Here is a 13,042-nt window from a genome sequence, read left to right as displayed (position 1 = left end):
GGTGAGCGTGAGTGAACGCACCGCCTTCATGACCATCGCCAGAGCCGCTGCGCCGCTGTACGTGAGCACCCTCGCCGCGTCGGCCGGGTCGCTTGTCGATACGGCGCTTCTGGGGCGGCACGCCACCGTCTCATTGGCCGCTTTCGCCGTGACGATCGCCGTGTTCAGCCCGGCTACCGCCACCGTGGCGGGGGCGTTGCGTGGGGTGATGCCGTTCGTCGCGCGCCATCGCGAGGACCCGGACGGGCTGTTGCCGCTGGTGCGGAGCGGTATGTGGCTGGCGTTCGCCGTGGGCGGGGTGTGTGCGGCGGCGGTGGCCGCTGTGCCGTTGCTCGGTGGGGTGTTCGGGGTGCCGGGGGCCGTGCTCGATCAACTGGGTCTGTTTCCCTGGATGTTGGCCGGCAGCGTGCTGCTGATCGCCGTCAACTCCTCGGCCTCGTCCGTGCTGGTCGCGCTCGGGCGGTCGGCGCAGGTTATGCGGTCCGGGCTCGTGGGGACAGGCGTGTCCGTGGTGTTGTCGGTGGTGTTGGTCGGGGGACCGGGGGCGCTGCCCAGTTTCGGGCTGGCGGGGGCCGGGGTGGCCATGCTCGGCTCCAGCGCGGTCGGGGCCGGGCTCAACCAGTACGCGCTGCGTCGGCGGACCGTGCTCGCCGGGCGGCCGATCCGGCCCGGCAGGCCCGATCCGCGCGAGGTGCTGCGGCTGGCCCGGGTCGGCGTACCGCTCGGTGCGACCGTGCTGGTGAAGTTCTCCGTGCTGGGCGTGCTGACCTTCGCCGCCGCCCGGATCGGCACCGACAGCGCCGCCGTGCACAGCGTCTCCGAGTCCCTGGTGAACGTCGTCTTCACCGCCGCCGTGGCGGTCGGGCAGGCCACGGTGCCGCTGATCGCCGGATACGCCGAGGATCGCGACCTCGCGCGCATCCGGCGCAGTGTGGACGCCGGGATCGGGGTCGCCCTGTGCGCGGTCGTCGCCCTCGGGGCCGTACTGGTCGTGCTGCGGGACCCGGTGATCGGCCTGTTCACCAAGGACCAGGGGCTGGCGGATCAGGTCGTACGGCTGTTGCCGCTGGTGCTTGCGGTGGTTGTCACCGATGCCCTCCAGGCCGTGGCGGGCTTCGGGCTCGTGGGGCTCAAGCGCACCGTGCCGAGCCTGGTGTCCACGGTGGTGTGGTTCGGCGTGCTCGCGGCCCTGGCCGTGCCGGTCGCCGACACGGCGGGGCTGGTCGGGCTGTGGACCGCGCTGGCCTGCGCGAACCTCCTCCAGGCCGTGACCAAGTTCGTCTCCTTCCGGCGGCACAGCGGGCGGATCGTCGGCGCGGCCGTCCCGGCGGGCGTGCGAGGCGCGAACACCGGCGCGGGCGCGGCCCACGAACCCGGTCGGAGGCGTTGAGCAGTTGCCGAAGCCCCTCCGGTCGTCAACTGGGCGCGCCCGCAACGGTCGTAGGGACCGGTCCAAGTCGGTGAACAGTCGCTGAACATCCTTGGCCCGGGGCGTATCGACGGTGTGCGGGACCCGGGTGTCGGCAACGGGCACCTGGTGCGACGCCGGACCCGTCGGGTGTCCGTGCGATGTGACGTCACGGCGCGCGCCCATTACGGTCGTACGGACGACGGTGGCGCCGGAAGAGGGGCAGCATGAGCAGCCGGAACCTGGGTGAGATCACGCGCATCGAGGACGCTGCGCTCACCCTGGCCGCGCAGGCCGGGGACGTCGCCTCCCTGGGGCTGTTGCTGGAACGGCACCGGGCCGGGATGCGGGCCGTCGCGGTGAGTGTGCTGGGGCCGGGGCCCGATGTCGACGACGTGGTGCAGGACGCGGCGCTGACCGCGCTCCGGCGCGTGGGGGATGTGCGGGACCCGGAGGCCGTAGGACCCTGGTTGCGGATGATCGTGCGCAACCATGCCCGTTCGCTGCTGCGGGGAGTCGTTGATTTCCGGCCGCTCGATGATCTGCATGTGCCCGTCACGGAATCCGGTCCTGAGCGGTGGCTGGAGCGGCACGCCCTGCGGGACTGGATCTGGGAGGCCATCGAGGAGCTGACTCCCGCGTTGCGGTTGCCGCTCGTGCTGCGGCATTTCAGTGTCGGGGTCACGTCGTACGAGCAGATCGCCGAGGCGTGCGGGGTGCCCGTTGGAACGGTCCGAAGTCGGCTCAGTCAGGGGCGGGCCAAGCTCGCGCTGGCCCTCGCCGCCACGGCCGACGCCCCGCACGGAGACGTCGGGCGGCGGACCCGGGCCAGCCGTATCGAGGCGCGCGAGACGCTGCACGCGGCCGAGAGCGGGCACTTCGGGAAGCTGCTCACCGAGCGCTGGTCGCCCGAGGCCGCGCTGGTGCAGGGGAATCAACCGGTGGGCGGCAGAAGCCTGTTGGTGCGCGGGATGGAGTGCGATCTGGAGGCGGGCGTACGGCAGCACCTCGCGCACGCCGTGGCCGGGCGGTCGCTCGTCGTCTGGGAGATGGACATCAGCAATCCCGACGACGACCCCGACCACTGCCCGCCCGCCGTGGCCTGGCTCATGAGTCTGGACGGTGCCGGGCGGGTGCACCGGCTGCGTCTCGTGCATCCCCGGCCGGTGCCGATCCCGCACGCCCCCGTCATGTGACCGGCGTCACGTCGCGCATTTCGAACTTCGTCGTTTCTCCCGCGTCCTGTCCGTGTCATCGCCGTATGCCGAACAGGGAGATCCCATGAGCACCACCCCCACGACCGACCCGCTCGCCACCGGGACCCACACCGTCGGGATCGACGGCGTCACGCAGAGCTACCACGTGCACGGCACCGGACCGGTCTGCATCGCGCACTCCGGCGGGCCGGGCATCTTCTGGGAGTACCTGCGGATGCCCGCGCTGGAGGAGCACCTCACGGTCGTCTACCCGGAGCCCATCGGCACCGGCGCCTCCGGCCGCCTGCCGTCCCACCCGCACGGCTACACCCGGGCCCGTTACAGCCGCTTCCTGGCAGAGCTGATCGAGCACCTCGGCGTCCCCCAGGTGCACCTCCTCGGGCACTCGCACGGTGGTTTCGTCGCCCAGTACCACGCCCTGCACCACCCCGACCGCATCGCCGGCGTGATCCTCTACGACAGCGCCCCGGTGACCGGTCCCGAGCACGGCGCCGAGGCCATGCGCCTGGTGCAGGAGTTCGCCGCCCGGCACGCGGAGAACCCAGGGCTCCCCGAGGTCGTTGGAGCGTTCCAGAGCATCCCCACCATCTCCGGCGACGCGCAGATGACCGCCGTGGCGCGAGGGATCTTCCCCGCGTACTTCGCCGACTTCTGGGGCCGGGAAGACGAGTTCGGACCCGCGCGGGCCGGGGTGACGGCCACGTACATCTCCGGTCTCGACGACGACCTCACCCCGGACGTCATCGACGACCGCGCCGGCCTCGGCTCGCTCACCGTGCCCGCCCTCGTCCTGGTCGGCCGCCACGACGTCATCTGCGGGGTGCGCTGGGCGGAGGAACTGCACGAGCTCATCCCGGGTTCCGAGCTGGTGATCTTCGAGAACAGCGGGCACTTCGGTCACCTGGAGGAACCGGAGGTCTTCGCCAAGGCGGTGACGGCGTTCGTCGAGGCCCCCGCCCGCAACTAGGTCATTTGGTCGAAGCCCCGACGGGCGGTCCGGCCTAGTTTGGACTTGCCCGCAGGGTTTCCGACAAACAAGGAGCATCGGCATGAGTGCCGTGAAGAACATCGTTCTCGTGCATGGCGGATTCGTCGACGGTTCCGGCTGGCAGTCGGTGCACCGCCTGCTCACCCAGGACGGCTACAACGTCAGCGTCGTGCAGAACCCGACCGTGTCCCTCGTCGACGACGTGGCGGTCACCCAGCGGGCCCTCGACGCCCTCGACGGCCCGGCCGTCCTCGTCGGCCACTCCTACGGCGGCGCCGTGATCACCGAGGCCGGCCGCCACGAGGGTGTCGCCGCGCTCGTCTACATCGCGGCCTTCGCGCCGGACAAGGGGGAGTCGGTCGGCTCGCTGGTCGCCGACCCGGCACCCGGGGCGCCCGTGCCGCCGATCCTGCCGCCGGTCGACGGCTTCCTCTTCCTGGACCGTGACAAGTTCGCCGCGTCCTTCGCCGGCGACCTGCCTGCCGAGGACGGCGCGTTCCTGGCCGACGCACAGGTTCCGTGGGGCCTGGACGCGGTGGGCGGAGCGATCACGGAGCCGGCCTGGCGGACCAAGCCGAGCTGGTACCTCGTCACGACCGAGGACCGGATGATCCCGCCGCCGGTCCAGCACCAGATGGCCGAGCGCGCCGGCGCCACCGTGGCCGAGGCCGCCGGCAGCCACGCCATCTACGTCTCCCAGCCCGCCGCGGTGGCGGACCTGATCAAGCAGGCCGCGAACCACCAGGCCTGATGTCCCATCCCTGACCACCTGTCAACTCCCCGCTTCAGCCCGCCTGTTCACAGGCGGGCTGTCCGCGTGGCTTCCCGAGGGAAGCCGAGCGAACCCGAGAGGGAAACAGATCGATGACGACCGTCGTCCAGCCGTCCGTCGCCGAGCAGTCCGAGGCGGAGGCCCTCTACCGATTCCAGACGGAGACCCCCGAGCTCGTCCGTACCGCGCTGGGCATGACCGCCACCAGGATCGGCGGCGGTGTGGTGCTGTCGATGCGCGACGACATCACCCGCTTCTGGAGCAAGGCCCTCGGCTTCGGCGTCACCTCCCCGGTCACGGCCCAACTCGTCGGAGAGGTCTGCGACTTCTACCGCGCGGCGGGCACCCCGCAGGCCGCCTTCCAGATAGCGCCCGCCTTCCTGCCCGAGGACTGGCCGGAGATCTGCGAGCGGGAGGGCATCGTCCAGTCCTCGTCCTGGGCGAAACTCGTCGGCACGACCGAGGAGGCCGTCGCCCGCGCCGACGCCCTGGACGTACCGCCCGACGGCATCAGCGTCACCCCGCTGGAGGCCCAACACGCCCTGGAATGGGGCACAGTGATGATGCGGGCCTTCGGAACACCGGTCGAGCACTACGCCGAGATGGGCGCCGCGACCGTGACCCGGCCGGGCTGGTATCCCTACGGGGCCTGGCTACAGGGGGAGTTGGTCGGCACCGGCACCATGTTCGTGCGCGGTGACACGGCACAGATGTTCGCCGGCGCCGTACTGCCCCACGCACGGGGGCGTGGCGGGCAGACCGCTCTGCTCGCCGCCCGGGCGCGCGCGGCACGGGAGTTGGGGTGCCGAGTCCTCGTCGCCGAGACCGGCGCCGAGCAGCCCGGCACCCACAACAGCTCCCTGCACAACATGCTCCGCCTCGGCTTCGAGGTGGCCTACGAACGCCCCAACTGGACCTGGCAGTCGGAACCCGAGGCGGGCTGAGCGGGAGACGTCACGGCAGGGGTCCGGTCAGCGCGTCGCGCAGGCCACCCCGTGAGGTGACGTTCAACTTCCGGAAGACACTGCGGAGATGGGCCGCCACCGTGCGCGGCGACAGGAAGAGCTGCGCGGCGATCTGCTTGTTGGTCAGCCCGGTGGCGGCCAGTTGAGCCGCCACCCGCTCCTGCGGGGTCAGCAGCGCGTCCCGGTCCCGGCCGTCGGGCTCGACGGGCTTCAGCTGCTTGACGGGAATCCCGCTCGCCCGCAGCTCGTTGGCCGCCCGCGCACTCCACGGGGTGGCGCCGAGCCGCTCGAACGTGCCGAGCGCCGCGTCCAGGTGCACCCGGGCCGCGCCGCCCGCCTTGGCACGGCGCAGTCGCTCGCCGTAGGCCAGGCAGATCCGCGCCCAGTCGAACGGCCAACGCTCGGCACCGGGCGTGGCGATGGCCGCCTCGAACAGGTCGTGGTCGATGACGTCCGGGTCCGCCATCGCCTCGGCGGCGTCCGTCAGCATGGCCGACCGGGGTGAGATCAAAGGGATGTCGGTCTTGCGGACCGCCGCGATGTGCGCGGCCGCCTCCTCGTGGTGGTCGGTGTGCACGGCGGCCTCGGTGAAGTCCAGCAGGAGCCACAGCGCGTGCGGCATGAACCGCGGCACCTCGCCGGGTGCGACGAGGGCGCGCAGCAGGCGGTGGGCGACGTCGAAGTCCGCGCCGCCGAGCGCCGACAGGGCCCGGATGTGCGTGGCGTAGACCCGCAGCGCGCCCAGCCCGCGCGGGTTGCCCCAGGACACGAGCCGGTCCGCGATCTCACGGGCGCCGGCGCCGTCGCCGCGCGCGGCGGCCACAAGTCCCCGCTGGAAGTGGCCTGTTGAGGCCGTCAGTCGGTAGTCGTACGTCGCGCACCAGGCGAGACCCTCCTCGGTGATCTCCAGCAGGTCGTCCCACTGGCCGCCCGCGTAGGCGTCGTTGCCCAGCAGGAACTGGGCCTGGATCGCCAGGGCCACGGCCCCGCCGTCGCGGCCGTCGTCGATGACCCGGCGCAGCGCGCTGCGGCAGCCCGGCAGGCGGTCGGTGTAGGAGGCGGAGAGCGCGAGGCCGAAGACCCGTACCGGATCGGTCTGTTGGCGCAGGCCGGAGATGAGGTGATCGAGCCGGTCGAGGAAGGGCAGCGCGCCGTACGCCGGATCGCCGAAGGTGCCCAGGATCACCGGCAGCAGGCGGCGCGACGTGGACGGACGCCGTCGCTTCACGACGTCCTCGAAGGAGTGCCACAGTTCCGGCCGACCGCCGTAGAAGCACACCATGAGAAGGGTGTTGAGGGCTTCGCGGAAGATGTCCTCGACCGTCTCCGTGTCGTCGGGCCACGTATGGGCCTCGATGGCGCCGATGAGCAGCCGGTGGGCGGTGTCCACGTCGCCCTCGCCGTTGAGGAGTTGACTGGCCGCCGCGGTGGCGGCGGCCAGCGAGTCGGTGCCGGACGGGTCGGCGTGGTCGGCGTTGTCCAGCAGCGCGCGGACGTTGCGCAGATCGCCGGTGATGTTGGCGCCGAGGCAGGCCGCCTCCGCCAGCCGGCGGGCCTTGTCCGTGCCGGTGGCGCTCAACTCCGAGGCGCGCAGCAAGGTGGTGATGGCGCCGACCGCGTCACCGCGGCGCAGGGTGCTGTACGCCACCGCGTGCAGCAGGGCGGCGACCTCGTCGTCGGGGCCGACGGCCGCGTCGGCGAGGTGCCGGGCCCGGTGCTCGGAGCCCTCGGGAAGCTCGGCGGCCAGGGCCAGTTGGGCCCACCGGCGTTCCTCGCTGGTCGACAGATCCAGCACCGCGGAACGGGTCAGCGGATGCCGGAACTCCAGTCTGCCGGTGACGCCGTCGACCTGGACGAGCCCGGCGCGCTCGGCGGGGGACAGCCCGGCGAGACCGTCCGGACCGCCCGACACCCGCTGGAGGATGCCCAGTTCACCCGAACCGTCCAGCACGGCGAGCAGCAGCACCTTCCGGGTCGCGGCAGGGAGCGCGGCGACCCGGGTGGAGAAGATGCCCTTGAGCCGCTCGGTCAACGGCAGGACGGCGGGCAGGGTGCCCCGCTCCCGCTGCTGCGAGTCGTTGAGGGGGACGGGCAGTTCGAGCAGGGCGAGCGGGTTGCCCCGGGCCTCCGCGACCAGCCGCCGTCTGACCCGGGGCGTCATCGCGGGGAACCGCTCGGCCACCAGCTCGTTCGCCGAGACGTCGTCCAGCGGCCGGACCTCGTACTCGGGTATCCCGATGTTGCCGAGGAAGGACTCGTCGCCGGTCCGGGACGCGCCCAGCAGGGCGATGGGTCCGGTGCGCAGGGCGCGGGCGAGGGTGCCCAGCACCGTGGCGCTGGGCCGGTCCACCCACGCCACGTCGTCGACGATCAGCGCGAGCGGACCGGTCTCGGCGGTGGACCGTTCCAGCAGGGCGTGCACGGCGTTCGCGATGGCGAGCAACTGGGTCGGCTGCTCCTCCGACAGCCCGCGGACCGCCTGGAGGGTCTCCGCCTGCCGTGCGGGCAGCGCGGGAATCTCCTCGGCCAGCGGTTGCAGCAGCTGGTTCAACGCCGAGAAGCTGACGCCCCGTTGGAACGGGCAGCCGGAGATCCGCAGCACCCGGAAGCCCGCCCCGGACGCGCGCGGCGCCGCGGCCTCCAGCAGCGCGGTCTTGCCCACCCCGGCCTCCCCGACCAGCATCAGCGCGGCACCCCGCGCCCGGGCGGTGTCGAAGTGCCCGTCGAGGACGGCCAGTTCGGCCGATCGTCCGATGAGGGCCGGCGGGATGAGGGATGCCGATGCCATGACGCCTCCCGTAGGGGTCGAGCGGTTGAGCGGGAACAGGAACGGTCCAAACGCCAGAGGTCAGGTCACGCGATGCGTGCGGCCGCCTCCGCGGCGGCGTGCTGGGCGGCGACACGGTCCACCGTGACCGTCTCACCGTCCACGACGACGGCCTCACCCGCGACCCAGACATCCTGGATCGCGCGGGAACCGGCCGCCCACATGAGGTTGGCGAGCAGCCGGCCGTCCTCGACGTCGAGGCCCGCGGCGAAGTACGGCCCGTCCACCGAGAGATGGATCATGTCCGCCCAGTTTCCCGGCCGGAGGGATCCGATGTCGGTCCGGCCCAGGGCCGCGGCACCGGCCGAGGTCGCCATGAGGAAGGCGTCCGCGGCGGTGAGTGCCATGGCGTCGGCGGTGGCGAGACGGCAGAACATCATCGCGAGACGGGCCTCCTCCCACAGGTCGAGGTCGTCGTTGCTCGCGGGCCCGTCGGTACCGAGACCGACCGGGACGGACGCGGCGCGCAGCGCGTGCAGGTCGGCGGTCCCGGAGGCGAGTTTGGCGTTCGAGCCCGGGCAGTGCGCGACACCGGCACCCGCCTGGGCGAGCAGCCGGACGTCGTCGGCGGAGAGATGCACGGCGTGGGCCGCGAGCAGCCGCCCGTCCAACAACCCTGTCTCCTGGAGCAGTTGAGGCACCGAACCGTGCAGCTCCCGCTGGGCGACGTCCTCGGCGAGGGTCTCCGCGACATGGATGTGCACCAGGGCGCCGCGCTGGGCCGCCTCCTCCGCGGTGGCGCGCAGTGCCTCGGGCGGCAGGGTGTAGGCGGAGTGCGGTCCGTAGCAGAGCTCGACGCGCTCGCCCGGCCCGAAGCGCAGACCGTCCGTGTCGATCCACTTGCCGATGGCCGCGAGATCGGTGTGCCAGTCGTCCCCGGGCCGGTCGAAGTAGGCGGGCGCGATCAGGACCCGGCTCCCGGCTTCGAGCGCCGCGTCGGCCACCTGCTCGGCGTGCGCGTACATCTCGGCGCTGGTCGTCACGCCGTAGCGCAGCATCTCCACGCAGCCCAGCAGCATCCCCGCGTGGGCGTCGCGGGGGCGCATGCGGGCCTCGGCGGGCCAGACGGCGTCCTGGAGCCAGGACGCGAGCGGGAGGTCGCCGCCGAGTCCGCGCAGGAGGGTCATCGGGGAGTGTGCGTGGGTGTTGACCAGGCCGGGAGCGAGGATGCCGGACAGCGAGGTGACGGGGACGCCGGCCGGGAGCGGGGGAGCGGTGGCGGCGGGACCGCAGTGGGTGATGCGGCCGGCCGCGTCGACGTCGACCACGGCGTCGCGCAGGACGGAACAGGACGGGTCGGCCGGGAGGACCACGGGGGCGAGAAAGCGACGAGGCACGGACATGGGGGAGCTCGCTTCCGGAGGGAGTGCTGTCAACGAGAACAAGATGCGGGACCGGTCCAAAAGTTCGATCCCGGGGGCGTGAACTCGATCACAGGAGGGGGAAACGAGGCGTTCCGCTGTCATGAGCATCGTCGGTTTCGGGTGGATAGGATGAGATGTGTCTTCCTGGAGCCAAGCTCTGACCGTCTCCTCCGCGAGTGCCTGGGACGAGGTCTTCACCGGCCTGCACGGCGCGAGCCGGATCACGGTGCCGGACCGCCGGGCCCCGTGGACCGGGCACCTGGAGTGGCAGCGGTCGAAGACCTACAGTCTCGCCCTGTGCTCCGGCGGCGAGGAAGTCGTGGACCGGGACAACCGGCACATCCGCACCGACCCCCGCGGCACGTACGAACTCCTCGTCCCGCTCTCCGGGTCGGCCTGGGTCGAACAGGGCGCGGCCGCCGGCGAGATCGGGCCCGGCGTCATGGCGCTGTGCGACATCGACCGCCCGCTGACGTTCGCGCACGGCGCCGACCTCCGCAGCATCTCCCTCATCGTGTCCGGCCAACACCTCTCCGCGCGCAGCGCGCTCGCCGCCGGAGGACCGCATCTCCTCGGCGGCGACCGCGGACTCGGCCGTGTCATACGGCAGTTGACGACCACCCTGCACGAGGAGCGCGAGCACCTCTCCGAATCGACCTTCGACATCGCCTGCGACCGACTGCTCGACCTGGTATGCCTGGCCGCGGAAGGCGGCGTCGACTCGGCGCCCACCGGACAGCGGGCGAGCGTCGAGGCCGCGATCCGGCGCTACGTCCGGGAGCACGCCTGCGACCGTGACCTCGACGTCGTGGGCATCGCGCGGGCGCTCGGCTGGTCCGCGCGCTACGTCCAGCAGGTGCTCCAGGCCGCGGGCACCACCTCCCGCGACCTGATCCGCCGCGAACGGCTGAACGTCGCCAGGACCCGTCTGGCGAGCGCCAGTTGGACGACGTACTCGATCGCGGAGATCGCCCACGCGAGCGGCTTCGGCAGCCACGCCTCCTTCGCCACGGCGTTCCGGGCGGAGTTCGGGACGACTCCGCGCGAAGCGAGGCGGAACGGTCCGCTGTCGGCTAAGTGAGCCGTGACGGCTAGGAGTTGGCCGGGGTGAAGTACCGCCGCGGATTGTCGACGACCATGGTGGTGAGCTGAGCCTCGCTGACACCGGCGGCACTCAGGGCCGGGAGCACCTCGTCGTGGAGGTGGGTGTGATGCCAGTTGGGCGCGATCTGCTCCCGTACGCCCGGCGGGAACCAGTCGATGTGGCAGGACGCGTCGTGCGACAGGACCATCCGCTCGGCGAACCCCTCGCGTGCGAGGGCCGCGACGGTGGCCACCCGTTGGTCCTCGGGCAGCAGGACGTCGAGACCGAAGCGGTCCATGCCGACGTACGAGCCGTTGTCGATGAGCTGGTGCAGATAGTCCAGGTCGGCGGTGTCACCGCTGTGCCCGATGACGACGGCCCCGAGGTCCACGCCCTCGCTGCGCAGGATGTCCTGCGCGACAAGTCCGGTACGGGCGGCGGCACTTGTGTGCACCGTGATCGGAGCGCCGGTACGCAGATGGGCCTGCGCCACGGCACGCATCACCCGCTCGACCCCGGGGGTCAGCTCGTTCTCGATCGCGCACTTCAGGAACGCGGCCCTGATGCCGGTGTCCGCGATGCCCTCGGTGAGTTCACGGACGAACAGGTCGGTCATGCCCTCGGGGCCGCCGAGCATCGTGCCCGGGCCGTGGTACCGGAAGAAGTCCGGGATGTCGGCGAGGGTGTAAATACCGGTCGCCGCAACGATGTTGAGGTCCACCTGCTCGTTCACCAGGGCGACGCGGGCGACATTGCGGCCGAGCCCGATGACGGTCGGGTCGACGAGCGTGGAGACACCGGTCGCGGCGAGGGTCTTTAGCCGGGAGACGGCGTCGGCGACGCGTTCCTGTTCGTCCCAGGTCTCCGGGAGGCTCTGCCGGAGTTCTTCGCTGACGACGAAGACGTGTTCGTGCATCAGGACGGAGCCGAGGGCGGTCACGGGGACGGGGCCGCGGACGGTCTGGATCTGGGGGGCTTGAGGGGTCGTCATGGTGATCCTTCGGTGCGTGCTCGGCGCGTGACTTCTGAACGGATGCGCAGAGGTGGGGAGTTGTGGGGTGGGGGTGTGGAGGTGCAGGGGGTGTCAGTCGTCGGCGGAGTCGGCCGCGGCCTGTCTGATGAGGTCGGCCACGGCGTCCGGCCGGGACACGTACACGGAGTGGCCGGCATCGGTGCCGGTCATCGTGCTGCCGGCCCGCCGGGCCATGGCCCGCTGCGTGGGCGGCGGGATCATCCGGTCGTCGGTCGCGACCAGGTACCAGCTCGGTTTGTGCCGCCAGGCCGGTTCGCCGATCGCGCCGCGGAGCGCGTCGAGCCCCCACGGCACCTGCGAGTCGGCCATGAATTCGGCCTCGGCCAACGGGAGATCGGCCGCGAAGGACGCGTGGAACCTCTCCCGGTCGAGGAACAGGAACCCGTCGATCGGCGGCAGGATCGGCGGCACCGGCGCGCCGGGTTCGGGGTCGGTGATCAACGTGTTGACGGACTCGCCCTTGTCGGGCGCGAACGCCGCGACGTATACGAGCCCGGCGACCCGGTCGTGATGACCGGCCTCGGTGATGACGGCCCCACCGTAGGAGTGCCCGACGAGGATCGCCGGTCCGTCCAGCGCGTCCAACACCCGCTCGGTCACCGCGACATCGCCCGCGAGGGACAGGGTCGGATTCTGTACGACCCTCACCCGGAACCCGGCGTCCGTCAGCAGCCGGTGCACCTCCCGCCAACCGGAGCCGTCCACGAACCCACCGTGGACGAGCACCACGTTCTTCACCGGTTCCGCATTCATGAGGACGACTCTTCCAACGGCACGCGGTCGCCGTCTTTCGCGTCGGCGCGCAGTCCTTTCGCGTGGGCGCGCGCCGGGCATGAGGGGCGGCTGCCGGAGGTCCGGGTCGGTGCGGCCCGGGTTCGCGTCGTCCCGGGTCGTGGTTCTGCGCCGGGCGGTCGGCGAAGCGACGCGGGTTGGTCGCGATCCAACTGGCGGATGGTCCCGGAGAGTTGTTCCGTGTCGGGGCGGCCCAGAGCCGTTCTCGTGCCGGGTCAGGTCGAGTGGACCCGGCACAGCGCCTACGGAACCAAGCCAGGTCGAGTGGACCCGGCGCAGCGTCGACTGAACCAAGCCAGGACGAGTGGACCAGGCGCAGCGCCGACTGAACCAAGCCAGGACGAGCGGATCCGGCGCCGTCGCGGCCAAGACCAGCGAGGCAAGCTGGTCTTGCGCTGGATTGTGGTGAGCCGGGCCGGTCCGGCGCTGTGCCACTCCACCCGTCAAAGCCCGCCTGGCTTGCCCCCCGCAGCAAACCGACAGGCTGGCCGACCTGCTCCCGTGCCGCGCCAAGTGGAGCGGTCCAAACCGGATCGATCTAGACCTGCGGCGCCCCTGACCCGCGCCTCCGCCTGCCATGCCCCCCCCATCA

Annotated in this window: 10 protein-coding genes; 6 read left to right on the top strand and 4 right to left on the bottom strand. The window is 71.8% G+C overall.

Annotated features, from left to right (window positions below):
* Positions 1-7: 7 nt before the first annotated feature.
* The 5 genes from OG194_RS07625 (at position 8) to OG194_RS07605 (ending at position 5,329) form a co-directional block, all read left to right on the top strand.
* Positions 8-1,390, top strand: a complete 1,383-nt coding sequence (locus OG194_RS07625; protein WP_327400087.1) for an MATE family efflux transporter — start codon at positions 8-10, stop codon at positions 1,388-1,390.
* Positions 1,391-1,635: 245 nt separating this feature from the next.
* Complete coding sequence (locus OG194_RS07620; RefSeq protein ID WP_327400086.1) at positions 1,636-2,604, top strand: RNA polymerase sigma factor; 969 nt, start codon at positions 1,636-1,638, stop codon at positions 2,602-2,604.
* An 85-nt stretch (positions 2,605-2,689) separates the two neighbouring features.
* Positions 2,690-3,592 carry an alpha/beta fold hydrolase gene (locus OG194_RS07615; protein WP_327400085.1) on the top strand — a complete coding sequence of 301 codons (903 nt, stop codon included), beginning with the start codon at positions 2,690-2,692 and terminating at the stop codon, positions 3,590-3,592.
* 82 nt (positions 3,593-3,674) lie between these two features.
* Complete coding sequence (locus OG194_RS07610; RefSeq protein WP_327400084.1) at positions 3,675-4,364, top strand: alpha/beta hydrolase; 690 nt, start codon at positions 3,675-3,677, stop codon at positions 4,362-4,364.
* Between the two features lie 113 nt (positions 4,365-4,477).
* Positions 4,478-5,329 (top strand): GNAT family N-acetyltransferase, encoded by an 852-nt coding sequence (locus tag OG194_RS07605; protein WP_327400083.1) that lies wholly within the window; start codon positions 4,478-4,480, stop codon positions 5,327-5,329.
* Positions 5,330-5,339: 10 nt separating this feature from the next.
* On the opposite strand, the gene OG194_RS07600 is transcribed toward OG194_RS07605, so the two are convergent.
* Together OG194_RS07600 and OG194_RS07595 are read right to left on the bottom strand one after the other, a co-directional pair.
* Positions 5,340-8,138 (bottom strand): ATP-binding protein, encoded by a 2,799-nt coding sequence (locus OG194_RS07600; RefSeq protein ID WP_327400082.1) that lies wholly within the window; start codon positions 8,136-8,138, stop codon positions 5,340-5,342.
* A gap of 65 nt (positions 8,139-8,203) precedes the next feature.
* Entirely contained in the window at positions 8,204-9,520 is a 1,317-nt protein-coding gene (locus OG194_RS07595) for an amidohydrolase family protein (RefSeq protein ID WP_327400081.1), read from the bottom strand.
* 157 nt (positions 9,521-9,677) lie between these two features.
* On the opposite strand from OG194_RS07595, the gene OG194_RS07590 reads away from it, so the two are divergent.
* Positions 9,678-10,622, top strand: coding sequence for an AraC family transcriptional regulator (locus OG194_RS07590; protein WP_327400080.1), 945 nt, complete (start codon positions 9,678-9,680; stop codon positions 10,620-10,622).
* A 10-nt stretch (positions 10,623-10,632) separates the two neighbouring features.
* On the opposite strand, the gene OG194_RS07585 is transcribed toward OG194_RS07590, so the two are convergent.
* Both OG194_RS07585 and OG194_RS07580 read right to left on the bottom strand, forming a co-directional pair.
* Entirely contained in the window at positions 10,633-11,616 is a 984-nt protein-coding gene (locus tag OG194_RS07585) for a phosphotriesterase family protein (RefSeq protein WP_327400079.1), read from the bottom strand.
* 93 nt (positions 11,617-11,709) lie between these two features.
* Positions 11,710-12,411 (bottom strand): alpha/beta fold hydrolase, encoded by a 702-nt coding sequence (locus tag OG194_RS07580; RefSeq protein ID WP_327400078.1) that lies wholly within the window; start codon positions 12,409-12,411, stop codon positions 11,710-11,712.
* Positions 12,412-13,042: the final 631 nt, after the last annotated feature.

Source organism: Streptomyces sp. NBC_01288, assembly GCF_035982055.1.
GTDB lineage: Bacteria > Actinomycetota > Actinomycetes > Streptomycetales > Streptomycetaceae > Streptomyces.
The sequence above is the reverse complement of the archived record's forward strand: the minus strand, read 5'-3'. Positions and strand labels throughout refer to the sequence as shown.

Excerpts from the sequence above, each read along its gene's own strand:
- OG194_RS07620 (WP_327400086.1), top strand. The coding sequence starts at position 1,636 with ATGAGCAGCCGGAACCTGGGTGAGATCACGCGCATCGAGGACGCTGCG.
- OG194_RS07615 (WP_327400085.1), top strand. The coding sequence starts at position 2,690 with ATGAGCACCACCCCCACGACCGACCCGCTCGCCACCGGGACCCACACC.
- OG194_RS07610 (WP_327400084.1), top strand. The coding sequence starts at position 3,675 with ATGAGTGCCGTGAAGAACATCGTTCTCGTGCATGGCGGATTCGTCGAC.
- OG194_RS07605 (WP_327400083.1), top strand. The coding sequence starts at position 4,478 with ATGACGACCGTCGTCCAGCCGTCCGTCGCCGAGCAGTCCGAGGCGGAG.
- OG194_RS07600 (WP_327400082.1), bottom strand. The coding sequence starts at position 8,138 with ATGGCATCGGCATCCCTCATCCCGCCGGCCCTCATCGGACGATCGGCC.
- OG194_RS07595 (WP_327400081.1), bottom strand. The coding sequence starts at position 9,520 with ATGTCCGTGCCTCGTCGCTTTCTCGCCCCCGTGGTCCTCCCGGCCGAC.
- OG194_RS07585 (WP_327400079.1), bottom strand. The coding sequence starts at position 11,616 with ATGACGACCCCTCAAGCCCCCCAGATCCAGACCGTCCGCGGCCCCGTC.
- OG194_RS07580 (WP_327400078.1), bottom strand. The coding sequence starts at position 12,411 with ATGAATGCGGAACCGGTGAAGAACGTGGTGCTCGTCCACGGTGGGTTC.